The 26,312-nt window shown below is 60.6% G+C and carries 26 protein-coding genes and 1 tRNA gene; 18 read left to right on the top strand and 9 right to left on the bottom strand.

Annotation, left to right across the window (positions count from 1 at the left end):
- Positions 1-16: 16 nt before the first annotated feature.
- Genes ACMO9O_RS01510 through ACMO9O_RS01500 form a run of 3 tightly spaced genes read right to left on the bottom strand, consistent with a single transcriptional unit; the run spans position 17 to position 1,096 of the window.
- Positions 17-355: a PadR family transcriptional regulator gene (locus tag ACMO9O_RS01510; RefSeq protein WP_418981858.1), complete on the bottom strand. Its 339-nt coding sequence runs from the start codon at positions 353-355 to the stop codon at positions 17-19.
- Between the two features lie 5 nt (positions 356-360).
- A complete protein-coding gene (locus ACMO9O_RS01505) occupies positions 361-570 on the bottom strand; it encodes a PspC domain-containing protein (RefSeq protein ID WP_418981857.1) in 210 nt (69 codons plus the stop codon).
- Positions 571-574: 4 nt separating this feature from the next.
- The gene (locus ACMO9O_RS01500) at positions 575-1,096 is read right to left on the bottom strand and encodes a PspC domain-containing protein (RefSeq protein WP_418981856.1); all 522 of its coding nucleotides are present in this window, start codon (positions 1,094-1,096) and stop codon (positions 575-577) included.
- A 467-nt stretch (positions 1,097-1,563) separates the two neighbouring features.
- Between ACMO9O_RS01500 and fsa the strand changes: the two genes are divergently transcribed.
- The 6 genes from fsa (at position 1,564) to ACMO9O_RS01470 (ending at position 6,333) form a co-directional block, all read left to right on the top strand.
- Positions 1,564-2,220, top strand: coding sequence for a fructose-6-phosphate aldolase (gene fsa / locus ACMO9O_RS01495; protein ID WP_418981855.1), 657 nt, complete (start codon positions 1,564-1,566; stop codon positions 2,218-2,220).
- A 902-nt stretch (positions 2,221-3,122) separates the two neighbouring features.
- Entirely contained in the window at positions 3,123-3,635 is a 513-nt protein-coding gene (locus ACMO9O_RS01490) for an RNA polymerase sigma factor (protein ID WP_418981854.1), read from the top strand.
- Positions 3,613-4,044 (top strand): hypothetical protein, encoded by a 432-nt coding sequence (locus tag ACMO9O_RS01485; protein WP_418981853.1) that lies wholly within the window; start codon positions 3,613-3,615, stop codon positions 4,042-4,044. Before ACMO9O_RS01490 ends, ACMO9O_RS01485 begins: the two co-directional genes overlap by 23 nt.
- Positions 4,045-4,047: 3 nt before the next feature.
- Positions 4,048-4,932, top strand: coding sequence for a hypothetical protein (locus tag ACMO9O_RS01480; protein WP_418981852.1), 885 nt, complete (start codon positions 4,048-4,050; stop codon positions 4,930-4,932).
- Between the two features lie 18 nt (positions 4,933-4,950).
- On the top strand, positions 4,951-5,844 hold the full coding sequence (locus ACMO9O_RS01475) for a hypothetical protein (RefSeq protein ID WP_418981851.1): 894 nt from the start codon (positions 4,951-4,953) through the stop codon (positions 5,842-5,844).
- Between the two features lie 12 nt (positions 5,845-5,856).
- Complete coding sequence (locus ACMO9O_RS01470) at positions 5,857-6,333, top strand: DUF4252 domain-containing protein (RefSeq protein WP_418981850.1); 477 nt, start codon at positions 5,857-5,859, stop codon at positions 6,331-6,333.
- Between the two features lie 137 nt (positions 6,334-6,470).
- Here ACMO9O_RS01470 and ACMO9O_RS01465 read toward each other — a convergent pair whose 3' ends face one another.
- The 3 genes from ACMO9O_RS01465 to ACMO9O_RS01455 are packed head-to-tail and all read right to left on the bottom strand — an operon-like array spanning position 6,471 to position 9,931.
- Positions 6,471-7,214 (bottom strand): succinate dehydrogenase/fumarate reductase iron-sulfur subunit, encoded by a 744-nt coding sequence (locus ACMO9O_RS01465; RefSeq protein ID WP_418981849.1) that lies wholly within the window; start codon positions 7,212-7,214, stop codon positions 6,471-6,473.
- Positions 7,215-7,244: 30 nt separating this feature from the next.
- On the bottom strand, positions 7,245-9,191 hold the full coding sequence (locus ACMO9O_RS01460) for a fumarate reductase/succinate dehydrogenase flavoprotein subunit (protein ID WP_418981848.1): 1,947 nt from the start codon (positions 9,189-9,191) through the stop codon (positions 7,245-7,247).
- Positions 9,192-9,226: 35 nt separating this feature from the next.
- The gene (locus ACMO9O_RS01455; RefSeq protein ID WP_418981847.1) at positions 9,227-9,931 is read right to left on the bottom strand and encodes a succinate dehydrogenase cytochrome b subunit; all 705 of its coding nucleotides are present in this window, start codon (positions 9,929-9,931) and stop codon (positions 9,227-9,229) included.
- Between the two features lie 279 nt (positions 9,932-10,210).
- On the opposite strand from ACMO9O_RS01455, the gene ACMO9O_RS01450 reads away from it, so the two are divergent.
- Genes ACMO9O_RS01450 through ACMO9O_RS01440 form a run of 3 tightly spaced genes read left to right on the top strand, consistent with a single transcriptional unit; the run spans position 10,211 to position 12,268 of the window.
- Positions 10,211-10,744, top strand: a complete 534-nt coding sequence (locus ACMO9O_RS01450; protein WP_418981846.1) for a 5-formyltetrahydrofolate cyclo-ligase — start codon at positions 10,211-10,213, stop codon at positions 10,742-10,744.
- A 2-nt stretch (positions 10,745-10,746) separates the two neighbouring features.
- The gene (locus ACMO9O_RS01445) at positions 10,747-11,478 is read left to right on the top strand and encodes a DUF169 domain-containing protein (RefSeq protein ID WP_418981845.1); all 732 of its coding nucleotides are present in this window, start codon (positions 10,747-10,749) and stop codon (positions 11,476-11,478) included.
- Positions 11,471-12,268 (top strand): patatin-like phospholipase family protein, encoded by a 798-nt coding sequence (locus ACMO9O_RS01440; RefSeq protein ID WP_418981844.1) that lies wholly within the window; start codon positions 11,471-11,473, stop codon positions 12,266-12,268. Before ACMO9O_RS01445 ends, ACMO9O_RS01440 begins: the two co-directional genes overlap by 8 nt.
- Before the next feature lie 373 nt (positions 12,269-12,641).
- On the opposite strand, the gene ACMO9O_RS01435 is transcribed toward ACMO9O_RS01440, so the two are convergent.
- Together ACMO9O_RS01435 and ACMO9O_RS01430 are read right to left on the bottom strand one after the other, a co-directional pair.
- Entirely contained in the window at positions 12,642-14,024 is a 1,383-nt protein-coding gene (locus ACMO9O_RS01435) for a DUF5723 family protein (RefSeq protein ID WP_418981843.1), read from the bottom strand.
- Positions 14,025-14,033: 9 nt separating this feature from the next.
- On the bottom strand, positions 14,034-14,975 hold the full coding sequence (locus tag ACMO9O_RS01430; protein ID WP_418981842.1) for a hypothetical protein: 942 nt from the start codon (positions 14,973-14,975) through the stop codon (positions 14,034-14,036).
- Positions 14,976-15,092: 117 nt separating this feature from the next.
- On the opposite strand from ACMO9O_RS01430, the gene uvrC reads away from it, so the two are divergent.
- The 9 genes from uvrC (at position 15,093) to ACMO9O_RS01385 (ending at position 25,559) form a co-directional block, all read left to right on the top strand.
- Complete coding sequence (gene uvrC, locus ACMO9O_RS01425; RefSeq protein ID WP_418981841.1) at positions 15,093-16,922, top strand: excinuclease ABC subunit UvrC; 1,830 nt, start codon at positions 15,093-15,095, stop codon at positions 16,920-16,922.
- 133 nt (positions 16,923-17,055) lie between these two features.
- Positions 17,056-17,139 (top strand) — tRNA-Leu (locus ACMO9O_RS01420).
- 206 nt (positions 17,140-17,345) lie between these two features.
- Complete coding sequence (locus ACMO9O_RS01415; RefSeq protein WP_418981840.1) at positions 17,346-19,067, top strand: helix-turn-helix domain-containing protein; 1,722 nt, start codon at positions 17,346-17,348, stop codon at positions 19,065-19,067.
- 160 nt (positions 19,068-19,227) lie between these two features.
- Positions 19,228-19,479 (top strand): hypothetical protein, encoded by a 252-nt coding sequence (locus ACMO9O_RS01410; RefSeq protein ID WP_418981839.1) that lies wholly within the window; start codon positions 19,228-19,230, stop codon positions 19,477-19,479.
- Positions 19,480-19,543: 64 nt separating this feature from the next.
- Positions 19,544-20,785 carry an Ig-like domain-containing protein gene (locus ACMO9O_RS01405; RefSeq protein WP_418981838.1) on the top strand — a complete coding sequence of 414 codons (1,242 nt, stop codon included), beginning with the start codon at positions 19,544-19,546 and terminating at the stop codon, positions 20,783-20,785.
- Positions 20,786-20,835: 50 nt separating this feature from the next.
- Positions 20,836-21,945 (top strand): DUF3575 domain-containing protein, encoded by a 1,110-nt coding sequence (locus ACMO9O_RS01400; RefSeq protein WP_418981837.1) that lies wholly within the window; start codon positions 20,836-20,838, stop codon positions 21,943-21,945.
- A gap of 34 nt (positions 21,946-21,979) precedes the next feature.
- Positions 21,980-22,828: a FimB/Mfa2 family fimbrial subunit gene (locus ACMO9O_RS01395; protein WP_418981836.1), complete on the top strand. Its 849-nt coding sequence runs from the start codon at positions 21,980-21,982 to the stop codon at positions 22,826-22,828.
- A 17-nt stretch (positions 22,829-22,845) separates the two neighbouring features.
- Complete coding sequence (locus ACMO9O_RS01390; RefSeq protein ID WP_418981835.1) at positions 22,846-23,814, top strand: fimbrillin family protein; 969 nt, start codon at positions 22,846-22,848, stop codon at positions 23,812-23,814.
- An 11-nt stretch (positions 23,815-23,825) separates the two neighbouring features.
- Entirely contained in the window at positions 23,826-25,559 is a 1,734-nt protein-coding gene (locus ACMO9O_RS01385; RefSeq protein WP_418981834.1) for a fimbrillin family protein, read from the top strand.
- Positions 25,560-25,837: 278 nt separating this feature from the next.
- Here the strand turns inward: ACMO9O_RS01385 and ACMO9O_RS01380 are convergent, their stop codons facing one another.
- Complete coding sequence (locus tag ACMO9O_RS01380; RefSeq protein WP_418981833.1) at positions 25,838-26,296, bottom strand: hypothetical protein; 459 nt, start codon at positions 26,294-26,296, stop codon at positions 25,838-25,840.
- Positions 26,297-26,312: the final 16 nt, after the last annotated feature.

Genomic DNA, 26,312 nt, shown 5'->3' with positions numbered 1-26,312 from the left:
TGTGTTTTTTAGGGGGTTAGTTTTCGGGTTTGCCATGACGGATCGTCCGGATCTGGTTGACGAGTTCGTCCCACGCCTCGTCGAGCGTTGCGAGGTACTCACGGCCCTTGTCCGTGAGGGTGTAGTATTTGCGGGGCGGGCCCTGCGGGGATTCCTCCCAGCGGTAGGTCAGCAGACCCGCATTCTTCTGTCGGGTGAGGATCGGATAGAGCGTCCCCTCGACGATGATCATCTCGGCCTCTTTAAGCTCGGCGATGATCTTCGGAGCATACGAATCTTCGCGGGAAAGGATGGCGAGGATGCAGTACTCCAGAATGCCTTTGCGCATTTGCGCCTTTACATTGTCTTCAGCCATGATCTTTAAGAGTTTATACGCTTCGGAGCTTTCGGAACGATAATCCAGAGGAGGATGTAGACCCACAGGGAGAGTCCGCCGAAGAGGATCAGCAGCAGGGTTGCGATGCGGACCAGCGACGGGTCCAGTCCGAAAAATTCGGCAAGTCCTCCGCAGACGCCTGCGATGATGCCGTCCGGGGTGCGGTAGAGCCGCTTGTTTTCGTTGGTTGCCATGATATTATTTTTTTTGGTTGTTTTTCGAAAGGTCGAATTTGCGGGCCGGAGCCTCGGGGATCACGATCCAGAGCAGGATGTAGACCCAGATCGAAAGTCCGCCGAAAAGGATCAGCAGCAGCGTCACGAGCCGAAGCAGCGTGGGGTCCGTGCCGAAGAACTCGGCCAGACCGCCGCAGATGCCGGCGATCGAACGGTCGGTGCGCGAACGGTAGAGACGGCGGGGTTCGGCTTGCGCCTCTTCGTCCGTCTGCTGCGCACCGTCCGGCCGCTCGCCGAAGTCGTCGGGCGTGCCCATCCGGTTCATGGCGCCGCGGACCACGTCGAGCGTCACGACCCGCATCGGGGAGCTGATCCGTTCGCGGAACAGCTCCGCCATGCGTGCTTCGATGTCGGCCATCGTCTCGCCGTCGTCCTGGGGAAGGCGGCTCAGGATGTCGTCGAAATAGTTCCGTAACGTGCGGTAGGCGTCCGTGTCGAGGAGGAAAGCCTCGGATCCGATGTTCACGTTCACAGTCTCTTTCATGGTCGTAAAGGTGTTATACGGTTTATTGTGTGCGGTCTTCAATACTTTTGTACTGCAAATATAATACACATTTTAGTATTATGCAACACAAAGTACTAAATTTTTTCATGAAATATGCGATTTTTTTCGGAAACCCGCTCCGGAGGGCGTTGGAAGGCGGTTCTAAGGCTTGTTGTGGGGTGTGGTTTTTGTGGGAAATTATTCGTATCTTTAGCGGAAAAGGTTGCGGGTTGCGTTCGGAGGGCCGTGCGCAGGGGCTGCGGTCTGCATAGCTCTTTGAATACGGAGACAGGCGATTGCAGGCAGAACATTCAATAGGATATGCTTTCCCCGTTCTCGGTCGCAGCCTGCGGCCCGCGCGGCTTGACAGCGGAAACAACGGACCGGATTATTACCCGCACAGCTCACGGAACCGCAAAAAACGAAATATGTACCTTATATATATTGCCAAACCAAAACCAAACCGTATGAAATTCTTTATCGACACTGCGAATCTGGCCCAGATACGCGAAGCGAACGAACTGGGCGTGCTGGACGGCGTGACGACCAACCCGTCGCTGATGGCCCGCGAGAACATCCGCGGCGAGGAGGCGTGCAGGCGTCACTACCTCGAAATTTGCCGCATCGTCGACGGCGACGTCAGCGCCGAGGTGATCGCCACCGACTTCGACGGCATGGTCCGCGAGGGCGAGGCGCTTGCGGCGCTGCACGCGAACATCGTCGTGAAACTTCCCTGCACGGCCGACGGCATCCGGGCCGTGAAGTATTTCGCCGGAAAAGGCATCCGGACCAACTGCACGCTGGTCTTCTCGGCGGGGCAGGCGTTGCTGGCCGCCAAGGCGGGTGCGACCTATGTCTCGCCTTTCGTGGGACGGCTGGACGACATTTCGGAGGATGGCATCGGGCTGGTGGCCCATATCGTGCGCATCTACCGCACGTACGGCTACCGGACACAGGTCTTGGCCGCCTCGATCCGCTCGACGCGCCACATCATCCAGTGCCTCGACGCCGGAGCCGACGTGGCGACCTGCCCGCTGGCGGCGATCCGGGGACTGCTGAAGCATCCGCTGACGGAGAGCGGTCTGGCGCAGTTCCTCGCCGACCACGCCAAGGTCAACGCCTGAGTGGCGGGATCGGATCGGTAGGTATTTCGGGATGCAGCCTGCGGAGGGATGCGGGAAATCGTAAAACCAATTTCTCCTCTGTCCGGATCGTACGCCATCTCCCTCCCTGAGGGAGGGCCGGGGTGGGGTCAGATTTGTAAGCGCGGCGGCACGCCGCGAGGCTCGGTAGTAGGGCGCGGGCTTACGTTGATATGGCCCGCAACCGGTCGGTGCGACTATTCTCTTGGGCCTCCGCCGCCGACGGCTGCGGCCCGCCGACCTAAAGGTCGAGACAAGGACAGCGGTCCAGACGGCTCGGGAAATCGTAAACCAATTTCTCCCCTATCCGGATCGTACGCCTGCTCCCTCCCTGAGGGAGGGTCGGGGTGGGGTCAGATTCAGAGACGCGGCGGCACGCTGCGAGGTTCGGCAGTAGGGCGCGGGCTTACGTTGATATGATCCGCAACCGGTCGGTGCAACTATCCTCCCGGGCCTTCGCGGGGCGAGGCTGCGGCCCGCCGACCTAAAGGTCGAGACAAGGACAGCGGTCCCCACGGCTCGGGAAATCGTAAAACCAATTTCTCCCCTGTCGGATCGTACACCATCTCCCTCCCTGATGGAGGGCCGGGGTGGGGTCAGATTTGTAAGCGCGGCGGCACGCCGCGAGGTTCGGCAGTAGGGCGCAGGCTTACGTTGATATGATCCGCAACCGGTCGGTGCGACTATTCTCTTGGGCCTCCGCCGCCGACGGCTGCGGCCCGCCGGCTTGACAGCCGAAAACAAATAAACCAAATTGTGGACCGCCGATCGCAAGACTCTAAAGTACACTGGGAGCGTGTTCACTCCCTTTTTCGGCCTGTGAACCGAACAAATCTTCGATCGGATGTTGCGTTTTGCCGCGCAGATACGTCTGAGATTATAGCATGAAGGAACAGGAATTTACCCGAACCGTTCTCCCGCTCCGTGACCGCATGTTCCGCTATGCCCAGAGCCTGCTGCTCTCGCGCGATGAGGCGGAGGATGCGGTGCACGACCTGCTGGAGCGGTTGTGGCGCGACCGCGACCGGCTGGACGGCTGCCGGAGCGTCGCCTCCTTCGTGATGACCTCCGTGCGGAACGCCTGTTACGACCATCTGCGCAGCCTGCGGGCCCGCTCGCAGCGCGACGAAACGGTGAAGACGCACGCCGAACGCGTCTCGACCGATGCCGTCGACGGCTGGGAGGCGCGCGATCTGGTGCGGCGGGCGATGGCGCAGCTTCCGCAGAGGCAGCGCGAGGCGCTCCATCTGAAAGAGATCGAGGGCTATCCGACGCGCGAGATCGCCCAGCTGCTTTCGACCGATGAGGCGCAGGTGCGCACGATCCTTTCGCGGGCCCGCTGCGCCATGCGGGAAATCCTCAAACGAATGACCGATGATGACACGAAAAGAGATTGAGGCGCTGTTGGAGCGCTATTTCGCCGCAGAGACGACCCCCGACGAGGAGCGGCAGCTGCGTGGCTGGTTCCGTGCGGCGAAGGACCTCCCGCCCGACCTGCGTTATGCGCAGACTTTGTTTGCGGGGTTGGAGGAACTCTCCGAAGAGCAAATGCCCCGGCGGGCGGGCCGTCCCCGCCTGCGACGGGTTTTACGGCCCGTATGGTATGTCGCGGTCGCGGCGGTAGTGGCTATCGGCATCTTCGTCGGCGCGGAGCTGCTGCGCAAGCCTTACTGCTATATCGACGGCCGTGCGGTCTACGACCGCGAGACGGCCCTGGCTGCGACGGCCTATCTCGACGGGCTTTCCCGGCTGGACGATCCTGCGCGGATGGTCGACCGACTGCTCGATAACCCTGAAAACCGATAGATCATGAACCGAATTTTTCTCTTCACCGCAACCTTGTTGCTTCCGGCGCTCCCTGTCGCAGCGCAGCAGTCCGACAGCCCCCGAACAGCCTCCCGTTCCGACAGGCCTGCGCTGAAAGTCGAGACCATCGACCGCGATTCGGCGGGCATCGACACGCTGCGGCGCATCGACACCACGGACGGCAATTTGATCCGCCTCCGGGACGGGAGCGGGAACGTGCAGTTGGAGGTCGGCGGTTTCAACCTTACGCTCGGTGGGGTCGGTAACCGTCCTTCCCCGCGTTTTACGGTCGGGTTGATTACGCATGCCGAATTGGGTTTCGCTTCCCTTGCGGGGTTAGGTTACGACGATTACCCGCTCCCGGAGCAGGGATTTCTGGACCAGAAACTAACCTCTTCGTTCCACATCGGCTTCTCGGCCGTGCAGGTGCGCATGACGCTCAACCGCAGCCGGACGCTTTCTATCGCCGCCGATCTGCAACTTGCCGTGGACAGTTACCGGCTTGCCGCCACGGAACACTATGTCGATTGGAACGATGCGGCGGGACGCCTCGTGCCTGTGGCGTTGGGTGAGCCGGCCGAACGAACGGGACTGTTCACTGCGACGGTGGGCCTTCCGCTGCGCCTGATCTACGAGCCCGTCGATAAATTGTGCCTTTCAGCGGTTCTCTACAATGACTTCGGGGTGGAAAGTTCGTCGCGTTATAAAAACCCGAGGCTCGTCCAACGCGAATTGACCGGGCTGAATGTCTACCGGTTCGGCGTGGGTGCTTCGGTCTCTTACAGCGGCATCGGATTTTTTGTCCGCTATTCGCTCACACCGCTTTTCAAACCCCATGAAGGCCCCGTGTGCCACCCGATGAGCTTCGGCCTAACTTTTTTGATGTAACCTCGGAAAAAAGAGATGATGAAAAAACGACTTTTTCTGCTATTGGTCGCACAACTTATGCTCACGGCCGCATGGGCCGGGCAGCCCGACAGTCTGCGCAGGGAACGTGTAAAACGGTTGACGGTCACCGAAGCGGGTTGCGACACGCTGTGCATCGACACGCTGCGGCGCATCGACCCCACGGACGGCAATCTGATCCGCCTGCGCGAAGGGGGCGGCGAGGGGGACATGGTGCTCGAAGTGGGCGGTTTCGGCCTTAAACTGGGCCGCACCTACATGTCGAAGCAGCTGAAGAATCCGCCGCGCTTCTACTTCACGATCATGTCCGACATCGAGTTGGGTTTTACGCACCTGACGGGGATCGACTACGGAGGTTACGGCGTGGGGGAGCGCGGCTTTCTCGACCAGCGGCTCGGGGCGTCGTTCCATTTCAGTTTCGCGCCGTTCAACCTGGGCTGGGACATGAACCGGAAACGTTCGCTCTCGCTGAGGGTGGGGCTGGACTATACGCTCGAGAATATCCGCCTGACTGACAACGGCATTACGGTCGGCAACGATTCGGACGGGCGTCTGATCCCGGTGGCGCTGGAGGCTCCGGCCGCCAAGTCGAAGATCGTCTACTCCTACCTGGGTATTCCCGTGCGGCTCCACTGGGTCCCGGTCGACCGGTTGGGCGTGTCGTTCGTGCTGCACAACGATTTCCTGCTGGGCGCGGACGCCATCTGCAAAAGTCCGAAGCAGAAGCACGGCCTTTCGGGCTGGCGCAGCTACCGGCTCGGCCTGGGAGCCTCGGTGGCTTATTATGGCTTGGGGCTTTTCGTGCGCTATACCCCCACGCCGCTCTTCGAGCGCGGAGCGGGTCCCGAGTGTCGTACTTTCTCGTTCGGATTCGACTATTCGCTCAGCTTTTAATCCGCCGCGACCATGAAACGAATTTTGTTGATTCTGATTTTGGCGCTGCCGCACACGTTGCTGGCGCAGAGCAAGGCCGTCGAGCGGTTTTTCGACAGCTACCTGGCCTCCGAGTCGGTTACCAGCGTGCAGCTGGAGCCGAAGATGATGCAGCTGATGAGCCGGCAGGCCGCCGAGCGGGGCGACGAGGAGCTGGCGCAGCTGCTTCGGGATATTCGCTTCATCCGCATCGTGGCGCTGAAGGGGGGCGACCGTGAACGGTTCGTGGACGATGCCCGACGGGCGGTGACCGCGGGCGGTTTTCCGTTGGTCACCTCCTCCACCGAGCAGGGACAGACTACGCTGTTTTACCTGCGCGAAGCCCGGCTTACGGACAATGCCGAATTGCTGATGCTGACCTACGGTCCGAAAGAGACGGTCGTCGTGGACATCTACGGTGCGTTCGATCTGCAGGAGGTGGTGCGGCTGTCGGCCATCCGGCCGCAGTAGGATTTGTGCATATGTAGCGCGCACCCCTTTTCAAAGGGGCCGGGGGATTGTCTATCTCTCTGCGCGCAGCGCATATCGCGCGGACATAAAAAGGGCGGGGAGCAATCCCCGCCCTTGCTATTGCACAATCCGGCTGCTTAATCCTCGAACTTGGCCGAAAGGAACTCCCGGTTCAGCCGCGCGATATGCGCGATGGAGATCTGCTTGGGGCACTCGGCCTGGCAGGCGCCCGTGTTGGTGCAGTTGCCGAATCCGAGCGCGTCCATCTTGGCCACCATCGCTTTGGCGCGGCGTGCGCCCTCCACGCGGCCCTGCGGCAGCTTGGCCAGCGACGACACGCGGGCGGCGACGAAGAGCATCGCCGAGCCGTTCTTGCAGGTCGCGGCGCAGGCGCCGCAGCCGATGCAGGCCGCCGCGTCCATCGACTCGTCGGCGTCCGCCTTCGGGATGGGGATGGCGTTGGCGTCGGGCACGGAGTTGGTGCGTACCGAGATGAAGCCGCCGGCCTGGAGAATCTCGTCGTAGGCGTTGCGGTTGACCACCAGGTCCTTGATGACGGGGAATGCCGCTGAGCGCCACGGCTCGATGGTGATCGTCGCGCCGTCGCGGAACTTGCGCATGTAGATCTGGCAGGTCGTCGCACCCTGGCTGGGACCGTGGGCCTGGCCGTCGATATGCAGCGAGCACATACCGCAGATGCCCTCGCGGCAGTCGTGGTCGAACGCCACCGGCTCCTTGCCCTCGTGGATGAGGTTGTTGTTGAGAATGTCGAGCATTTCGAGGAACGAGGTGTCGGCCGAAATGTTCTCCACCCGGTACGTTTCGAACGCTCCCTTGCTTTTGGCGTCCTTCTGACGCCATATCTTTAACGTGAAATTCATGGTTGCAGATTATTAAAGTTTACGACGTCGTTAGTCCTTGTAGTTGCGCTGTGCCGGGTGTACGAACTCGAAGTTGAGCGGTTCCTTCGTCAGCTCCGGAGCCTGGTCCATGCCCTTGTACTCCCAGACGGCCGCGTAGACGAAGTTCTCGTCGTCGCGCTTGGCCTCGCCCTCCTCGGTCTGGTGCTCGATGCGGAAGTGACCGCCGCACGACTCTTCGCGCACGAGCGCGTCGCGGGCCATCAGCTCGCCCAGCTCGAGGAAGTCGGCCAGCCGCAGTGCCTTCTCCAGTTCGACGTTGAAGTCCTTCTCCGCGCCGACGACCTTCACGTCCTGCCAGAACTCCTTGCGCAGGGCCTGGATCTCGGCGATCGCCTTTTCGAGCGACGCCTTCGAACGGGCCATGCCCACGTTCTCCCACATGATGTGGCCGAGCTTCTTGTGGATGTCGTCCACCGACTGCTTGCCCTTGATCGCCAGCAGACGGGCGATCTTCTCGCGCACGCCCTCTTCGGCCTTGTCGAACGCCGCGGTGTCGGTCTTCACCTTCGGAGCCTGAATCTTCCGGGCGAGGTAGTCGCCGATGGTGTAGGGCAGCACGAAGTAGCCGTCCGCCAGACCTTGCATCAGCGCCGAGGCGCCGAGGCGGTTGGCGCCGTGGTCCGAGAAGTTGCACTCGCCGATGGCGTAGAGTCCCGGGATGGTGGTCATCAGGTTGTAGTCGACCCAGATGCCGCCCATGGTGTAGTGCACGGCGGGGAAGATCTGCATCGGCTCCTCGTAGGGGCTTACGTCGGTGATCTCCTCGTACATGTCGAACAGGTTGCCGTAACGCTGTTTGATGGTGTCCTTGCCCAGCCGCTCGATGGCGGTCTTGAAATCGAGGTAGACGGCCAGCCCCGTCTCGTTCACGCCGAAGCCGGCGTCGCAGCGCTCCTTGGCGGCGCGCGAAGCCACGTCGCGCGGCACGAGGTTGCCGAAGGCCGGGTAGCGGCGCTCGAGGTAGTAGTCGCGGTCCTCCTCGGCGATCTCCGACGGGCGGAGCTTGCCGGCGCGAATCGCCTGCACGTCCTCGATCTTCTTGGGAACCCAGATGCGGCCGTCGTTGCGCAGCGACTCGGACATAAGCGTCAGTTTCGACTGCTGCGTGCCGTGTACGGGGATGCAGGTGGGGTGAATCTGCGTGAAGCAGGGGTTGGCGAAGCCGGCGCCCTTGCGGTAGCACTGGAACGCCGCCGAGCCGTTCGAAGCCATGGCGTTGGTCGACAGGAAGAAGACGTTGCCGTAGCCGCCCGTGGCGATCACGACGGCGTGTGCGCCGTGGCGCTCGATCTCGCCCGTGATAAGGTTGCGGGCGATGATGCCGCGGGCCTCGCCGTCCTCGATGACGATGTCGAGCATCTCGTGGCGGGGATAGCTCTTCACCGAGCCGGCCGCGATCTCCTTGTTGAGCGCGGCATAAGCGCCCAGCAGGAGCTGCTGACCGGTCTGGCCGCGGGCGTAGAACGTACGCGATACCTGCGCGCCGCCGAACGAGCGGTTGGCCAGCAGGCCGCCGTACTCGCGGGCGAAGGGAACGCCCTGCGCCACGCACTGGTCGATGATCAGGTTCGACACCTCGGCCATGCGGTAGACGTTGGCTTCGCGGGCGCGGTAGTCGCCGCCCTTGATCGTGTCGTAGAACAGCCGGTATACCGAGTCGTTGTCGTTCTGGTAGTTCTTCGCGGCGTTGATGCCGCCCTGCGCTGCGATCGAGTGGGCGCGGCGGGGCGAATCCTGAATGCAGAATACTTTGACGTTGTAGCCCAGTTCGCCGAGCGAAGCGGCTGCGGACGCACCGCCCAGACCCGTTCCGACGATGATGATGTCGAGCTTGCGCTTGTTGGCGGGGCTGACGACCTTGATAGCTGCCTTGTGGTTGCTCCACTTGAGTGCGAGGTCGCCGGCAGGGATTTTAGCATCTAATTTGAAAGCCATATCTTATGTTGTTTATCGTTCTGTTTGAGGATCGGTTAGCAGGCGCCGTTGCAGCAGGGGCAGACGCTCTTGAGGAAATAGACCACCACCACGGCGGCAAAGCCCAGGAAGACGAGCGTGGCGACGATCTGCGAGATGCACTTCAGACGGGGATACCACGTGTCGTTGGCCCAGCCCACCGACTGGAACATCGACCATACGCCGTGCGTGAGGTGGAACCAGAGGGCGGCGAACCAGAGGAGGTAGATCACCACGTAGTACCACTGCGAGAAGGTGTAGGCCACCAGCGCAGCGCCGTCGGCGGGGTGGAAGCCCAGCGAGTTGGCGTGGCCGCCCAGTACCTCCACGAGCTGCATCTTCGCCCAGAAGTTGAACAGGTGGAGCACCAGTCCGGCCAGGATGATGAAGCCGATGACCAGCATGTTCTTCGACGCCCAGTCCACACCCGGTTCGCGGACCGTGACGGCGTAGCGCTGGCTGCCGCGTGCGCGGTAGTTGTCCCACGTAAGGATCAGCGCGTAGATGAAGTGGATCACCACGCCGATGGCCAGCACGAAGGTTCCCGCCAGCGCGTACCAGTTGGCGCCCAGCAGCTCGCAGACCAGGTTGTAGCCTTCGGGCGAGATGATCGCCGTGAGGTTCATGGACATGTGGAAGAGGATGAAGAGCACGAGGAACGCGCCCGTGATGCTCATCACCAACTTCTTTCCGACAGAGGAATTGGTTAAAAAACAGCTCATAATCGTTTAAATTTGTTTATATTTGTGTGATCTTGTTTCCTGTTTGCCGCAGCGGTGTTCCTTTGGGGCCGGGACGGTCGCACCGCACGCCTTGCGCGGATGTCCGTCCGCTCCCGGAATCGCCTGCTCCCGCGAATTTTACGGGGTACGGCGACGGTCCGGATGCACGTTTTCCGGTCGGGCGCGGCCGGATCGGGCCGGAACTCCGGCAAAGATAGCCATTGTTTGCACAATAACAATAAAAACGGACCGGAATTTTAGGCCGGAAAGGAGGGTTTTATGTCGAAGAAAGAGATTCGGGCCGAAATGAAGCGGCGCAATGCGTCGATGACCCCCGACGCGCGGCTCGCCGCGGCGGAGACGATCTTCGCCGCCGCGGAGCGGCTGCCCGCATTCGAACAGGCACGCTGCGTGGCGCTCTTCTGCGCGCTGCCGGACGAACCGCCCACCGGGGAGGCGCTGCGCCGCTGGAGCCTTACGCGGCGCGTGGTCGTGCCGCGCGTGGAGGGGGAGGCGATGCGTTTTTTCGACTACGACCCCCTGACGATGCGGCGCGGAGCGTTCGGCATCGAGGAGCCGGGCCCGGAGGCGCGGCTGTGCCCGCCCGAAGAGATCGACCTGATGCTGGTTCCGGGCGTGGCGTTCACCGCCGTCGGCGACCGGCTGGGCCGGGGACGCGGTTACTACGACCGCTACCTCTCGCAGCAAGGGATGCGGGCGCTGCGCATCGGGGTCTGCTACCGCCACCAGGTGGTCGGGGAGCTGCCCCGCGAACCGCACGATATTACGATGGATCAACTGATAACCGGATAAGGATGAATCTCAAAGAATTTACCGCCACCTATCGGGAGGCGTTCGGAGAGGCTGCGGCGCTGCCGCTGCTTTTCTGGTACTCGGAGCAGCCCGTGCGGGCGGTTCCGAAGGTCGAAGGGTGCTTTTTCAAGGCGCTGGCCGAAGCACGCGCCGGAATGGCGGTGAGCCTCAACGCGCAGAATATCGGCTGCGGAGGCGGCAAGTTCTACACCGGGTTCGCCCCGATGCCGCCCTTTGTTCCCGAGTTCGTCTCGCGCAAGGAGCGCTACATCCGAACGCCCGAAATGGTCCTCGCGCTGATCGAACGGCTCGACGTGCGGCCGGCTCCGGCGGCATGGCTCACCTTCGCGCGCATCGACACGCCGGAAGCGGAGGAGGCTTTCGACCGCGCGGAGGGGGTGCTCTTCTTCGCCCGGCCGGACGAGTTGTCGGGGCTGGTCACGTGGGCGCTGTACGACAACGATGCGGAGGATGCCGTCCGCGCGCCGTTCGGCTCGGGATGCGGCGCCACGGTGGCGCATGCCGTGCGCGAAAACCGGCGGGGCGGCCGCAGCGTATTTCTGGGACTGTTCGACCCCTCGGTGCGTCCGTGGGTCGATGCGGATGTGCTGAGCCTCACCATTCCGTTGGGGCGCTTTCGGGAGTTGTGCGGCACGATGCGTGCAAGCTGTCTGTTCGGAACCCATGCGTGGAGCAAAGTCAGGGACCGTATAAATAAGGAAGCAGATGAGTAAACGAAAGGCTGCGCTGGTGCTCGGCGGCGGCGGCGCGCGCGGAATAGCCCATATCGGGGTTATCGAGGAGCTGGAGAGTCAGGGTTACGAGATTACGGCTGTGGCCGGAACGTCGATGGGAGCGCTGGTCGGCGGCATGTACGCCGCGGGTCACCTCGGGGCGTTCAAGGAGTGGATGTGCGCGCTGGACCGCTACAAGGTGTTCAGCCTGGTCGACTTTTCGCTCAGCAGCGAGGGGTTGGTCAAGGGCAAGCGGGTGATCGGAGCGATGAAAGCGCTGGTCCCCGACGTGCGGATCGAGCAGATGGCGATTCCGTTCACCGCCGTGGCCGCCGATCTGATGACGGGCCGCGAAGTGGTGATCGACCGGGGCGGGCTGTACGACGCCATCCGCGCCTCGATCTCGATCCCCTCGGTCTTTCTGCCCGTGCACCGGGGCGGCATGGTGCTCGTCGACGGCGGTACGGTCAATCCGCTGCCGGTCAACCGCGTGCAGCGCTCTGCGGGCGACGAGCTGGTGGCGGTTGACGTCTGCGCGCCCTTCTCCCAGGAGCCGGCGCTGCGGGCCAAAACCTCGCTCAACTACTACAAGATGCTGATCTCCTCGTCGCAAATCATGCAGCAGCATATCGCGCAGCTGACGTGCGAGCTGCACCGGCCCGACGTGCTGGTCCAGCTGCCTGCCGACAGCTTCGGCATCTTCGAGTTCTACCGCGCCGGGGAGATCCTCGAAGCGGGCCGCGCAGCCGCGCGCGCGGTGCTGGCGCAGCGGGAGGCGTGCGCTTCGTAACGGGTTTGGTATGGTATTTGCAGAACCGAAAGGGCAAAAGAAAGCGGCGGCCCGTTTTGAGGAATTCAAAAGTAGTGACGCAACTTCACACAGATTTTGAGGGGCCGCCGCAAGGGATATTTTCCGAATCCGGGGGAGGGTTTGGCCGCTTCTCCGTATTCTTACGTGGGCAAAGATAAATAAAGATTCCGAATTCGCAACGCGTTTGTCCGAATATGGTATTTGTGCGTCCGAATATCTTTTGTAGCGAGCCCTTTTCAGCCTCCTGACGGGGCCCGTACCCCGCGTAAAAGGACTTTATCCGGCATCGGAACGCTTCCGTCCTCCCGATCGCACCCCGGCTTCCCGTGATTCGAAGCCGGGGTCGGTCGTCTTATTCGGCGGCCGTCCAGGCTCTTTCGCACCGCCTGCTGCGCGGTCCGATGGGTACGCCCAGCCCGAGCGTTAGGTTCATTCGGTTCTGCTTGACGGGGACGAACTGCTTCGTATGCTTGGCCAGGATGACGTCCGAGGCGATGAAGAAGTTGATCCAGCCCGGGCAGAGGTTGAGCGCCAGACCCACGGCGTGGCCGCGGTTGTCGATCATGGAGTAGCTGCCCGTGAGCGTGAACCAGCCGATGGGCTGGAAGTTGACCGAGGCGGTCAGATCGTGCAGCGTGTCGTACTCCCAGATGCGCGCTGTGTAGAGCAGTCCCAGCCCGATCTTGCGCCGCCACAACTTGTATTCGATGCCGGCATTGACCGATGCGCGGAGCATGCGGGTGACGCTCCTGGAATCCGAAGGCTGGAATTTGAGCACGTCCAAGTCGAACCGCGGCTGGGCTTTCGTGCCGTTCGCATCGACCTCCATCCCCGTAAATATCAACTCCTTGGCCGATACGGCCGTGCGGTTGTGCCCCTTGCCCCAGGCGATGAACCCGAGGTCGTTCACCGCCAGCGACGCCTGCAGGTCGGGCAGGATGTCGTAGGCGGCTCCCAGATCGACGGCGAATCCGTAGCCGACGGGCTGGGTCGGCCGCAGGGTGATGTCTTCGGGTTTGTAGTAGGCCTCGCCCTTGCCGTCGATCTTGGTGTTGATGCCGAGCCGGGCGGAGGTGATGTCGAAGGTTCCCCGCGCATCGATCATCCAGCGGTCCTCATCCATCGTGGCGTCGAACCGGTCGTAGTGGAGCCGGCCCCGCGCCATGCCTAAGAGGAACTTGCCCCGCACGCCGATGTAGAGCCGGTCGTTGAGCAGCGGAAACGAGTAGGAGAGGCCCGCTTCGATGTAGGAGTCGGCCGTCGCGCCGATGTCGCGGATGGCGGTGCTGGTCCCGCGTTTGAGAAAGTCGAACAATTCGTAGGGAGCCGTGCCGTCGACGTTCGCGCGGGCGGTCAGGTCGAACGCCCAGAAATGCTTGCCGTCGCGCGTGTAAGCGCCGAAACCGATGAGGTTGACCCGTACGTCGGAACCCGCCGTGTTCACGGCTTCCAGCCCCGTGAGGGCGTCGGAGGCCGACACCGACTGATCGAGCAGCGTGACGAGCCGTCCGTCGCGCGGAAAGAGGATGCGGTCGACGGAGAGGTTGCCGCTCACGTTGACGTCCACTCCGCCCAGTCCCGGAATGTTGACGTAGCCGCGCTTGGGGGCGAACGCCGGGTTGAGCTGGCTGCGGAGGATCGAGCCTTCCATGAAATAGGACGCGGGGTTCTGGGCCGCAGCGCCTGCCGCGAGGAGCAGCGCCGTGCCGAAAAGGAGGTTTCTTACCGTTTTCATCGTCGCTGCTTATTGGATGTCGAGTTTCAGCCCGCCGCGCTTGACCAGTTTGAGGTCGATGGCGATCTGCTCCTGTTCTTCGGGGCGGAAGCCCAGGGCGGGGTAGTAGCGTTCGAGCGTGATGGGGATGCGCACTTCGACCCCGCTGATGATCTGCTCCAGGTCTTCGCGGAAGAGCTGCGTGCCGTCCGATTCAGCGATCGGATTGACGGCCTTTTTGGCGTCCACCGCGACCGTGAAGTCGAGGCGCGTGGACGAGAAGACGGGTTCGAGCGTCAGCGAGAGCGGCAGTTTGCTGCGGATCTCGCCGTAGAGGTGCAGGGTCGAGGTGCGCTGCCCGGCCGGGACGCTCTCCGGGTCGAGGTTGTCGCTGAGCATCTTGACCACCTGGTTGGTAACCTGCACGCGGTCGATCTTGTAGGTCATCTGCTCGATGCGGATGTCGCCCAGGTAGTCGCGGGCCACCTGTCTCGCACTCTCCCGCACGTCCTGCCGGCGGAGAAATTCGGTCTTGAAGGTAGACTTGAAGAGTTCGTCCGGGACGTTCGACGGCAGCGAAAGCTGTGCGAGGAACCGGTACTTGTACTGCGCGCAGATGCGGTCGGCGACCGCGGAGAGTTTCCGTCCGTCGGGCTGCTGCATCTCGGCGATCAGCGCGTCGAGGAGCGCATCGAGGTAGGTCCCGTGCTCGTTCAGCGCTACGATATCCACGTAGTCGACGCCGCCGGGAAGCGTCGAGGGCAGCCAGTCGTCGGCCTCCGAGAAGACCTCTTCCACGTCGAGCAGGCCCTGCCGCAGCTCCTGCATCGTCACACGGATGGTCGCCAGCGGAAAACGCATCTCCTCGCCCAGGGTGATGTTGTCGGTATGAATCTCCGTAAGGTCGTAATCCCGGTCGATGCACGCGGCATTCAGCGCGCCGAGCAGCAACAGCAGGTAGAGTTTTCGCATAGTCGTTGTTTGAGATTGATGACAAATATAGCATTTTAGGACAGAATAAGCAAAATATCGGACAATTTATTCCGCGCATTTCCCGCCTGGCAAATATTTGTTACATTTGTAGCGGTTATGGCCGAAACCGAAAAGAACACGCTTCGTGAGCAGGTGGCCCTGCTGCCGCTCAAGCCCGGGGTCTACCAGTTCGTGGACCGGTCGGGCACGATCATCTACGTGGGTAAGGCGAAGAGCCTGCGCAAGCGGGTTTCGTCCTATTTTGTGCAGAGCAAGGAGCACAGCGCCAAGGTGCGCGTGCTGGTGAAGCAGATCGCCGAAATCCGCCACATCGTCGTCGACAGCGAGACCGACGCCCTGCTGCTGGAAAACTCCCTGATAAAGACCCTTCAGCCGCGCTACAATATTCTGCTCAAGGACGACAAGACTTATCCGTGGATCGTCGTGCGCCGCGAGCACTTCCCGCGCGTGCAGTCCACGCGGCAGCTGGTGCGCGACGGCTCGCAGTACTTCGGGCCTTACGGTTCGGTGATGATGCAGCACAGCGTGCTGGAGTTCGTCCGCGAGGTGGTTCCGCTGCGCACGTGCAAGCTCAACCTCGCGCCCGAGCAGATCGCCAAGGGAAAATATTCGGTCTGCCTGCAATACCACCTGGGCAACTGCAAGGGCCCCTGCGTGGGGTTGCAGAGCGAAGCGGAGTACGCCGAGCAGGTCGGGATGGTCGTATCGGTGCTCAAGGGCGATCTGCGGCCCGTGCGCCAGTACCTCGAGGGCGAGATGTCCAAGGCCGCCGCGGAGCTGAGGTTCGAACTGGCGCAGCGCTACAAGCAGCGCATCGATGCGCTGGACAACTATGCGGGCCGGTCGGTGATCGTCAGTGCGAAGATCGTCGATGTGGACGTCTTCTCGCTGCTGCCCGACGACGACGTGGCGTGGTGCAACTTCGTGCGCATCCGCCACGGCTCGATCGTGGGCGTGCAGACCGTGAAGCTGACGACCGGGATCGGCGGCGACGAGCGCGACATGCTTACGCTGGCCATCCAGCATATCGTCGAAAACGTTGCCGGCGGGCAGCTCGCCCGCGAGGTGATCGTCCCCTTCCTGCCGTCGACGACGCTGCTGTTCGACGGGGTGACCTTCACCGTTCCCAAGCGGGGCGAGAAGCTCGAATTGTTGGAGTTTTCGCAGAAGAGCGCCCGCATCTACCGCGCCGAGCAGCTCAAAAATCTGGAGATCAAGAACCCCGAGCGCCATGCCGAACGGCTGATGAACGCCATGCAGAAAGAGCTGCACCTCGACCGGCAGCCGCGCCATATCGAGTGTTTCGACAACTCCAACCTCCAGGGAGCCAACCCAGTGGCCTCGTGCGTCGTCTTCCGCGACGGCAAACCCTCGCGCAAGGAGTACCGCCATTACAACGTCAAAACGGTGGTCGGAGCTGACGACTACGCCTCGATGCGCGAGATCGTCTACCGCCGGTATAGCCGCCTGATGGCCGAGGGGGCGGAGCTGCCCGACCTGATTATCGCTGACGGCGGAAAGGGGCAGATGGGGGTCATTCACGAAGTGCTGGAGGCGCTCGGTCTGGATATACCCATCGCGGGACTGGCCAAAAACGACCGCCATCGTACGGCCGAGTTGTATTGCGGCTTCCCGCCGCTGCTGGTCGGCATCCGTCCGACGTCGCCGTTGTTTCACGTCCTGTCTCACATCCAGGAGGAGGTGCACCGTTTCGCCATCACGTTCCACCGGCAGAAACGCAGCAAGGCATTTATCCACAGCGAACTGGAGCAGATCGAGGGGGTCGGGGCCAAGACCGTCCAGACCCTGTTGCAGCACTTCCGCACGGTGGCCAAGGTACGGGCCGCGAACCTCGAGGAGCTGACGGCGCTGGTCGGGGCGGCAAAAGCGAAAAAAATAAGGGATTTCTTCTCATCGGAAAGTTAAAAACAAGCGTTTTAGGAGCTATTCGTGAAAATAATTCTTAATTCTGAATTTTTAATTCTGAATTTTCGTATCTTTGCGTTCCCGATTCTTCGTCGCGTCCGTTCCGTATCTTCGGTCGGCCGGCGGAAAGTTTGCCCGGATGGCGGAATCGGTAGACGCGTTGGTCTCAAACACCAATGACAGCAATGTCGTGCCGGTTCGACCCCGGCTCCGGGTACTTTTCAGAAGTGCTAAAGCATTAATAAATAATGTTTTAGCACTTTTCCTTTTTCCGTCACGACCGCACCGCGACCGCAAGTCCCCAAAAATAAATCATATTTTATCATTTTTTTTAGCTCTTGGGACGGCTTTGTCGTATCCGACGGGTCATTTGAGTATGTCGTCTTTTTTTCCTACCTTGTTTCTTCAAAAGGTTCGAAAAGCATGAAATTTACGTTGACTCTTATTCTGGGCTTCCTGACCCTCTGCGCCGGATTCCCCGCTGTGGTTCGTGCGTCTGATTCTTCCCGCTCGCAGAAAGACTCCTTGCGGCAGGTCGTTTCCCGCACCGACGGGCCCGATAAAATCGGGGCCTACAAGGAGCTGGCCCGCCTCTACCGGATGGAGTCGCGCAAGGAGGGCGTGCTCGATACGCTGCTGACGATTTACGACGCCCTGACGGCCGAAGCGCGGCGGACGGGTGACGTCGCGGAACAGTCGGCGGCCGGTTACAACCGGCTGATCGCGCTGTACGACAACTGGCTTTTCGACGAGATTATCCGGCAGGCTCCCGCTATCCTCGCCTTCCAATCTGAAAACGGGCTGTGGAAGAATTACTACCAGACCTGTACCATGCTGCTCGACGCTTACCGACGCAAACGGGATTTCGATCGCGCGCTCGAAGAGGCCAACCGGGTTTACGACGATGCCAAGGGGCGCGGCGACAGGGCCGGCATGGGCGTCGCGCTGCACGCCGTGGCGCGAATCTACACCGACCAGCGGCGTTTTCCGGAGGCCGAGAAGAGCCTGCGGGAGAGCATCGAAATGATGCAGGACGAAACGGCTTACCTCAATACGCTGGCATCGGTCTACAACCACTTGGTGCAGAACCTCATTGCGCAGGAACGCTACGATGAGGCCCTTGCGGCTGCCCGTGAGACCGAGAATGTGAACCGCCGCTTCGAAGCGGCCACGAAATCCCCGCAGATTTCCGCGTGGTACAACCTCTATCTGACTTATGCGGACATCTACCGTCAGACCGGCGCGTTCGACAAGGCGCAAATTTATGTGGACAAGATAGACTCCATTACCAAAGGGTCGGTAAGGATGTATAAGGAGCGGGGTCATATCCTCTACGGGAAGAAGCGCTACCGGGAGGCGGTCGAGATGCTCGACAGCGCGATCGCGGCCTCGCCCAAAACACTGGAACCGAAAGCCCTGAAGCTGATGGCCCTGACCCAGCTGAAAGACTCTGGGAAAGCCGTGGAGCTGTTCAGCGAGGTCGTAGGGGAGCTGCAGGCCCGCCACAATACGGAGTACAACGCCAAACTGGACGAAATCCGAACGCAGTACGAGGTGGACAAGTATATCGCCGAGAAGGAGCGCAACCGCAACTATTTCCTCTTTGCGCTGGGCGGCTGCCTGCTGCTGGCCGGACTGCTGGGCGTGATGTCTTATTACAACCGGGTGGTCACGCGCAAAAACCTCGGGCTGTACAAACGAATCAAGGAGCAGGACCGCCTGGAAGAGGAACTTATGCGCCTGCGGGCGCAGACCAAGGGCGAAGCGGAGCCCGGAACGCCGCTCCCGGGCGACCGCCAGCAGCGCGAACTGGTCGGACGCCTGCGGGAATACCTGCTTACGGGCGACAACCTTTCCAACGCCGATGTGGGCCGGGACGAGATTACCACGGCGCTCGGCACGAACAAGAATGCGCTGACCGATGCCGTCCGGGCCGTGACGGGCCAGACCCCGATGGAGTACCTGCGGGGGATGCGGCTCGACGAGGCCCGCCGGATGCTGGACAGTCACCCCGAGCTGACCATCGAGGCGGTCGCTTTCAGCTGCGGGTTCAGCATCCCGAGTACTTTCTACCGCCTGTTCCGCCGACAGTGGGGTATCAGTCCCGCGGAATACCGCAAAATGGCGGAGTCCCAGCGGGCGTAACGACCACCTGCGAAAAAAACGAAGCACGGAGCGATCCGTGCTTTTTTTTGTGCCCGGAAGCGCCGGGAAAGGCGGATAGTGACAAAATGAGAGAAAGTCGGGACAAAATACAAGTCCGTTCCGGGCCCCTTTGCAGACCTTTGTAAAAAAGGAAATGCTTATGAAAGAGTGGATCGTCGTCCTGTCGCTGGCTGTCGCTTTGGCCGCACTCGTAACAGCCGGTGCAATTTACTTCCGCTGCCGCCGCATCCGGCGGGAGAAGAACCGCCGCATCGCCCGCGTCCTGCACGAGCAGGACCTCCTCGTCCGGGAGCTGGAGCACGTGCGCATCGAGAAGCAGGCCTTCGAGCGCGTGCTGACGACCCGGCTGACGGCGGCTGAACAGTCCGCCCCGCAAGAGGACGACCCCTAATCCCCGGAACACGCTTCACTCCTGTTTATATATCAATAAGAAATCTTAAAAAACACCTATGAGTATGAAAACCAACTTCCCCATTCTCCGACAGATTCTTTTTGCCGCCATGCCGCTCGTGCTGCTGGCGGGATGTTCCGACGACGACCCCGCGCCGATTGGCGTCGCGGGCGTCGAGGTGAGCAAGACGACGCTCGAACTCGCTTTGGACGGCACCGAACGGCTGACGGCCGCGGTGACGCCCGACAATGCCGCGGACAAGGCCCTGGCATGGTCGAGCAGCGACGAAGCCGTCGCCACGGTCAGCTCCGAGGGCGTCATTACGGCCGTCCGGGCCGGGCATGCGACCATCACGGCCGCCGCAGGCGGCAAGACGGGCTCCTGCGCCGTGACGGTCAACCCCGATATTTACACGGCAGCCATGGAGTTCCTCGATTCCGAGTTGAACTTTATCGTGCGGAAAAACGGCGAAGTACTTTATACGCGGCCAGAGTCGGTTTCCCCCGGATTTTCGTTTTTCGTTTCCGGCGGTGATGTCTATACGACGGGCTATGAGAACAACGGAAACTGCGATGTCGCCACAGTGTGGAAGAACGACAAAGTGCTTTACACCCTGACCGACGGAACGGAGCATGCCTATGCCTTTTCGGTTTTCGTCTCCGGGGGCGCTGTCTATACGGCGGGCGTCGAGTACATCGGATTCTGCGGTGTCGCCAAAGTGTGGAAGGACGGTACAGTGCTCCATGCCCTGACCGACGGAACGCAGGATGCCGAAGCCAATTCGGTTTTCGTTTCCGACGGTGTTGTCTATACGGCGGGCTATGAGGACAATGAAAACGGCTTGTATATCGCCAAAGTGTGGAAGGACGACACGGAACTCCATGCCCTGACCGACGGAACGCAAAATGCCGAGGCCTCTTCGTTTTTCGTTTCCGGGAGCGATGTCTATACGGCGGGCTCTGAGTGCAACGAAAACGGCAAGCCGGTCGCCAAAGTGTGGAAGAACGACAAGCTGCTTTACACCCTGAGCGACGGAACGCAGAATACCTATGTCGGGTCGGTCTGCGTTTGGGACGGCGATGTGTATGTGACGGTGGACGGTATCGTGTGGAAGAACGGGACGGCGCTTTATTCCGCTCCGGAGAGTTATTTCGATTTGGTTTCCGTCTGGGACGGCGATGTCTATGCTGCGGGAGGAAGTCGTAATGAGCCTTTCTTTAAAGTCTGGAAGAACGGTGCGGAACTCTATTCCTTTCCTGTCGGCTCCGTGATTAAACTCTTTGTCTACACCGGCCCCGAACGCTGATCTGGCGTAATTGCCGATAAAACAGATTATTCCGTTAAAAATCACCGAATATGAAAAAGATACTTGCATTGCTGATTCTTCTTATGGCGACGGCCGGGTTCGCCCGAACTGCCGCCGCACCGGCGCCGGACGCTGAAACCGTCACGTTCCGCTTCCGGGCGGGAGCGGACATGTTCCTGCTCAAAGGCAACGAGGCCGAACTGACACACCTCTATGCGCTGGTGGACACGTACCGCGAGCAGATCGCCGACGGGCGGATGCCGGTTTATGTGGACGGTTATTGCACCTCGCTGCCGACGGCGAAAGAGAACCGCCGCACGGCCTACCTGCGGGCCAGCCGCGTGAAGTCGGAACTTGTCACGCAGAAGGGGCTCCGGGAGGCCGACTTCCGCACGACGCTCCATACTGGGGCCTCGGACGGCGGGAAAGACGCAGTGACCGTGACGCTGCGTATCCCGGCCCCGAAAACCGCGCAGCCCGAAACGCCCGCCGTGAACGAACCTGCCCCGGCGCTCGACCCCGTGATGCCCGCAACGCCCGCGGCGCCTGCCGCGGAGGAATCGCAACCCGCTCCGGTTGTCGAAGCCGCTCCACAGCCCGCCCCGGCGGCGAAACCCTATTGCTTCGCCGTGCGGACGAATGTGCTTTACGATGCGATGCTGCTGCCCACGCTGGGCGTGGAGTGGCGCGTAAGCAGCGATTGGGGCGTCAAGCTCGACGGCAGTTTCGCCCACTGGAGCGGCGGCGAAGGCAAGGTGCAGAAAGTGTGGCTTCTGAACCCCGAGGTGCGCCGGTACCTGCTCCGCAATAAACGCTTCTATGTGGGTGTGTCGGGCGGCTACGGCGAGTACAATATCTATAAATATCCCCTCGGCGGCCTTTTCTCGAAAGACACGGGCTATCAGGGCTCGCTGTGGAGCGCGGGCCTCACGATGGGCTACCAGCTCTGCCTTTCGCGGCATTTCTCCGTCGATTTCAACCTCGGACTGGGCTACACCCGCTCGGAGTACGACAGCTTCGCGCACGTTATGACCGAAATCCGCATTCCCGGCGACGACTTTCCGGCGATCGAATGTGTCCGTGTAATCAAAGAGCGCGGCAAGACCAAAAACTTCTTCGGCCCCACGCAGGCGGGAATCAGCCTTGTATGGACATTATGAAACAACAAGTAGAAAAACAATAAAAACGCAGAATATGAAAAAAATTGTATTATTCTTAGGATCGGTGCTGCTCCTGGCAAGCTGCGACGTGAAAGACCCGATCTACAACACACCGCACCCCGACCACGGCATTGTAACGGGGGTTACGGAATGGTCGCAGCGCACGGAAGGCGTGGCGGTTCCCACCGAATACCTTGTGGAAGCGTCCGGCACGACGACCACGGCAAACGGGGCGGCGTTCACGTTGCCCGGGCTTTTTGAACCGGGCGACGTGGAAGTGCTTGCCTATAACTTCCCGGCAGGCGTCAGCGCGGATGGTGGCATCGCCACGGTCAACACCGGGGCGGACGGCACGCTGCTCGTCCCCGACGCGGGCGTCCTCTTCTCCGGCGTGGCAACAACTCATGTAGTTGCCGACGACACGGCACGGGTAACCCTTGCCATGCAGCAACGGATGCGCGAAGTGCGCTTCACGCTCACCGTCACTGACGGCGACCCGGAACGAATCACCGTCATCGAAGCCCGTCTGGACGGTGTGGCGGCATCTATCGACCTGCGAACGGGCGAAGTAACCGGCAATTCCGCCTCCGTGAGGTTGTCCTTTGTCCGCAAAGACAACAAGCTCACCGCCAATCTATGGATTGTGGGAATAGCCACGGGAGCGAAACAACAGATTGTGACGACCCTCACCTTTTCCGACAGAAACCGGACGGAAACCATTGCCGACGTGACCGACATCTTCCGCAACTTCAACGCGGACAAACTCACCCCGCTGGGTGTGACGGGCAGCCTTTACGCTCCCGTGGGGGCAGAACCGGACGGAACCATCATCGACTGGAAGCCGGGTAACGGCGACGGCAGCGACGTAGACGCGAATATGTAATCAATAACAGATAAAAAATGAATATGCACATTAAAACAAAAGAAGTTATGAAATCAGTAAACCAAATCCGATTCGTTGCCCTCGTGGCAGCAGCAGCCATCCTCTTCGGAGGATGCGAAAAAGAGAGTGATAACACAGTGGATAACGCACCCGTGGCGGCACGCATCACGTCCACCATCGACGACATGGCTACCCGTGCAGCAGGCACGGCATGGGCGGCAGGCGACGCTATCGGTGTAAGCGGAAGAACAAGAACGGGAATGGTGGAGTATACGCATGTGAAATACGTCACCACGGCGGGCGACGGCAAGTTCACCGTGGTGAACGACGCGGGCCAGGACAACAACATCTACTTCCAGGACAAAGACAACGCGACGTTTACCGCCTACTATCCCTTCGACGGAAAGACCGGCATGACTCCGGGTGCAAATGGCATCATCAGCAAAAGCATCACTGACGCCGAACAGACCGCCGACGGGCAGGCGAAGTTCGACTACCTCTTCGCCACCGCCACCGCCAGCTCGGCGAACCCCGACGTGAAGTTCCAATTCAAGCATTGCATGTCCCGCATTATACTTAATTTCCTGCCGGGCAACGGCATCGCCTCGCTCGGCAACCTCACATACACCATCAACGCGCTCGCGTTGGAGGGTACATTCAATACCAGGACGGGAGTGACGGCAGGAACAGCGACAGGAAATTTAACGCTGTCAGTTTCTTACAATGCCGCAGCAATGTCTTCCACGCTGATTGTTTTCCCGCAACAAGCAGATGGTGCAGCTATTAGCATTACTATGAACGGCGTGGATTACACGGGAACAATCGACTACCCCGAGAACGCGGACAACGGCAGCACACGCGAGCTCCGCGCAGGCTATTCCTATACCTATAATGTAAAGGTGAATAACGGCTCGCTTGGCATCGAACTCGCTGACATCAACGAGTGGGGTGACGGCGGCAACACCGATATCAATACATCCAATTAAATCCATTCCCTATGAAACGAACAGAATCCTTATACCGGACCGCGGTGCTGCTCCTGCTCCTGATGCTGGCAGCAGCCTGCACCCGCGACGACACGCTCGATGATGCTGCCCCGGGCAACGCCACCGGCCCTGCCGCCCCGCTCACTATCACCGTCACCGACGGAGCATACGCCCCGGAAGCCTCCGCCGCCAATGCCGCGACGGACAACGGCGCACCCGTCACCCGCGCCGTGGAGAACGGCTATGCCACCGGGTTTACCAAGGGCGACCAAATCGGGCTGTACGTCGCAACGGCAAGACCGGGCAACAGCAGCTATCCGGGCAAATTCGATACAATGCTCCACGAGAACCTCCGCCTCACCTACGATGGCACCAGATGGACGCTCCCCGACGGTATCGAGCTGAAATACGACCCCGCCGAAGGGCGCCTCTACTTTGCCTATTATCCCTATCAGGCGAATATGGATGGCAACGAGCCTGACGGAAACGATCCAAACGGCTTGCCCACCGACACCGCCCCGGAGTTCTTCCATGCCCTTATCGGCAGATGGAAGCCCCGCAACGACCAGAGTACCTACGCCGACTACACCGCCTCCGACCTCATGGTGGCACGTGGCGAGGTCGCTATCCGCACGGACGGCACCCCCGGCTCCCTGCTCAGCTTCACGATGGAGCATCAGATGCAGCTCAACATCGTCCGCCTGCCGCATACCACGAGCACCTACACCGAGGAAATCAGCGGGAACCAGCAGACGAAAAGCTACGACCTCTACACGGGTGTTGCCCACCTGCCCAACTTCTGGATGGAAAATCCTCACACGGCACGCTACATAACAAACCCCTCGGGTGATGTGAAGAAAATAACGGGCTGCTATTACTACGATTCCAGGCCCGTGGAGCGCAAGTTCGATATTGAGATTCCCAGGCAAGATGACCTTCGTGGCAAATATAAAACCTACACCATCGACGGCGGCGCGGAGACCACTACGGAACGTCCGCTCGCGGAAGGCGACTTCTACATGAAGGACGGCACCGTCCTGCCGCAGGAGGCCATCGGGGGCGGAAACCTGCCCGCCGACGTGAAGAAGGACTGCATCGGCGTCGTCTTCTGGGTGGGCGAGAAGGACGAGACACACTGGACACAGACCGGATATCGGGAAGGCGACCACCTCCTGATGAACGAGCATCCCGCGTGCACCCACGGCATGGTGGTGGCACTCGCGGATGCCTCGTCCGGCGTCGCATGGGCTACGAATCCGTTGGACGGAAAAACCCTTTGGGAGTGGGCTGATACTTTCGACGGATTCACGGACAACGAGAAATCCCTTTGGAAGATGATTCGCGAATCAAACTCCCACTACGGTTATGGCTACAACGCCCTTTTCGGGCTGTACACCGCTCACAATGACGGAGCTACATTTCCGGCCTACGGTGCGGTGAAGACCTATGCCAGCAGTCATCCCACGCCGGAGGGGTGTAGCGGGTGGTTTTTCCCGGGCATGTTTGAGCTGGCAACGATATGGTTCGACGCACCTGATCAAATCCTTGTGAAACCTATATTAGGTAAAATGAATCTGCAGATTAAAAAAGCCGGTGGAATCGAACTTACAGGAAGGTACTGGAGTAGTAATGACTGGCGTGTGCCGGAAGCGTGGACTACTACCTCCGCCCCCGAGTATGATTTTTACTATGGCTTTAAGTCCCAAACCGAGAAGCACAACGTCCGCGCCGTGCTCGCCTTCTAAGGCCGGACAGCGCAACCTTGTCCGGCGGGCAGCAAGAGACATACAGCCGGGGTGCGCGGGCTTTATCCGCCCGCGCATCCCCGGCTCCGCCACCGGATGCCACCGGGACGCATTTCTCCCTGTAACACGAATTAAAAGATAAAATTATGAATGATTATACACTTCTTCTTATCGTATCAGCGATTGCCTGCCGAATGCTGTGTCCGCACCGTCCTTTCGCGTGAGGCACTGATAACGCCTGCCCCGCAGTTTTCTTTGCAGGGACAGGCGTTATAACCCTAAAGGATTTGATTATTGGCCTTTTTTCGGTTTTTTGCCGTCAGGGCCTGCATCTCAGTTTGGAGTTGAATATACTGCTGTTCGAGTTGTTGGTATTTCTCTTTCCATGGATGGGCTTCGATGTAGCAATAGCCGACGGCGAACACGAGAAACAGCATTACTATCAGCAACCACATAATCCCCTTAAGCGTCCGGACGGTTGCCCGAACTCGTTTGGCCTGCTGTTCCAGCGTGTCGGCAAACTCTTCCGTCTTCGCATCGAGGGTGGCGGTATCGACTTTCAGTACGGTCGATTTGATGTCCTCGAACATCCGGCCGTACATTGCCGCCGTTCTTTCGGCCTGCTCCCCGACTTTCTCCAGCCGGTCGATCTCGCCGATCAGGTTGTCGGCCAATACCTGCCCGCCGATCTCCTCACGTTCCCGCCGTTTGCGGGGTTTTCTATCTTGAGATTCCATGCGCTTTCTTCTTTTT

The sequence above is a fragment of the Alistipes sp. genome (genome assembly GCF_048465635.1).
GTDB lineage: Bacteria > Bacteroidota > Bacteroidia > Bacteroidales > Rikenellaceae > Alistipes.
This window is presented reverse-complemented; position numbering and strand designations above follow the sequence as displayed.

Excerpts from the sequence above, each read along its gene's own strand:
- ACMO9O_RS01395 (WP_418981836.1), top strand. The coding sequence starts at position 21,980 with ATGAAAAAAATTGTATTATTCTTAGGATCGGTGCTGCTCCTGGCAAGC.
- ACMO9O_RS01400 (WP_418981837.1), top strand. The coding sequence starts at position 20,836 with ATGAAAAAGATACTTGCATTGCTGATTCTTCTTATGGCGACGGCCGGG.
- ACMO9O_RS01510 (WP_418981858.1), bottom strand. The coding sequence starts at position 355 with ATGGCTGAAGACAATGTAAAGGCGCAAATGCGCAAAGGCATTCTGGAG.
- ACMO9O_RS01435 (WP_418981843.1), bottom strand. The coding sequence starts at position 14,024 with ATGAAAACGGTAAGAAACCTCCTTTTCGGCACGGCGCTGCTCCTCGCG.
- uvrC (WP_418981841.1), top strand. The coding sequence starts at position 15,093 with ATGGCCGAAACCGAAAAGAACACGCTTCGTGAGCAGGTGGCCCTGCTG.
- ACMO9O_RS01415 (WP_418981840.1), top strand. The coding sequence starts at position 17,346 with ATGAAATTTACGTTGACTCTTATTCTGGGCTTCCTGACCCTCTGCGCC.
- ACMO9O_RS01470 (WP_418981850.1), top strand. The coding sequence starts at position 5,857 with ATGAAACGAATTTTGTTGATTCTGATTTTGGCGCTGCCGCACACGTTG.
- ACMO9O_RS01480 (WP_418981852.1), top strand. The coding sequence starts at position 4,048 with ATGAACCGAATTTTTCTCTTCACCGCAACCTTGTTGCTTCCGGCGCTC.
- ACMO9O_RS01455 (WP_418981847.1), bottom strand. The coding sequence starts at position 9,931 with ATGAGCTGTTTTTTAACCAATTCCTCTGTCGGAAAGAAGTTGGTGATG.
- ACMO9O_RS01410 (WP_418981839.1), top strand. The coding sequence starts at position 19,228 with ATGAAAGAGTGGATCGTCGTCCTGTCGCTGGCTGTCGCTTTGGCCGCA.
- ACMO9O_RS01505 (WP_418981857.1), bottom strand. The coding sequence starts at position 570 with ATGGCAACCAACGAAAACAAGCGGCTCTACCGCACCCCGGACGGCATC.
- ACMO9O_RS01490 (WP_418981854.1), top strand. The coding sequence starts at position 3,123 with ATGAAGGAACAGGAATTTACCCGAACCGTTCTCCCGCTCCGTGACCGC.
- ACMO9O_RS01450 (WP_418981846.1), top strand. The coding sequence starts at position 10,211 with ATGTCGAAGAAAGAGATTCGGGCCGAAATGAAGCGGCGCAATGCGTCG.
- ACMO9O_RS01380 (WP_418981833.1), bottom strand. The coding sequence starts at position 26,296 with ATGGAATCTCAAGATAGAAAACCCCGCAAACGGCGGGAACGTGAGGAG.
- ACMO9O_RS01430 (WP_418981842.1), bottom strand. The coding sequence starts at position 14,975 with ATGCGAAAACTCTACCTGCTGTTGCTGCTCGGCGCGCTGAATGCCGCG.
- ACMO9O_RS01500 (WP_418981856.1), bottom strand. The coding sequence starts at position 1,096 with ATGAAAGAGACTGTGAACGTGAACATCGGATCCGAGGCTTTCCTCCTC.
- ACMO9O_RS01465 (WP_418981849.1), bottom strand. The coding sequence starts at position 7,214 with ATGAATTTCACGTTAAAGATATGGCGTCAGAAGGACGCCAAAAGCAAG.
- ACMO9O_RS01405 (WP_418981838.1), top strand. The coding sequence starts at position 19,544 with ATGAAAACCAACTTCCCCATTCTCCGACAGATTCTTTTTGCCGCCATG.
- ACMO9O_RS01385 (WP_418981834.1), top strand. The coding sequence starts at position 23,826 with ATGAAACGAACAGAATCCTTATACCGGACCGCGGTGCTGCTCCTGCTC.
- ACMO9O_RS01390 (WP_418981835.1), top strand. The coding sequence starts at position 22,846 with ATGAATATGCACATTAAAACAAAAGAAGTTATGAAATCAGTAAACCAA.
- ACMO9O_RS01445 (WP_418981845.1), top strand. The coding sequence starts at position 10,747 with ATGAATCTCAAAGAATTTACCGCCACCTATCGGGAGGCGTTCGGAGAG.
- ACMO9O_RS01485 (WP_418981853.1), top strand. The coding sequence starts at position 3,613 with ATGATGACACGAAAAGAGATTGAGGCGCTGTTGGAGCGCTATTTCGCC.
- ACMO9O_RS01475 (WP_418981851.1), top strand. The coding sequence starts at position 4,951 with ATGAAAAAACGACTTTTTCTGCTATTGGTCGCACAACTTATGCTCACG.
- ACMO9O_RS01440 (WP_418981844.1), top strand. The coding sequence starts at position 11,471 with ATGAGTAAACGAAAGGCTGCGCTGGTGCTCGGCGGCGGCGGCGCGCGC.
- fsa (WP_418981855.1), top strand. The coding sequence starts at position 1,564 with ATGAAATTCTTTATCGACACTGCGAATCTGGCCCAGATACGCGAAGCG.
- ACMO9O_RS01460 (WP_418981848.1), bottom strand. The coding sequence starts at position 9,191 with ATGGCTTTCAAATTAGATGCTAAAATCCCTGCCGGCGACCTCGCACTC.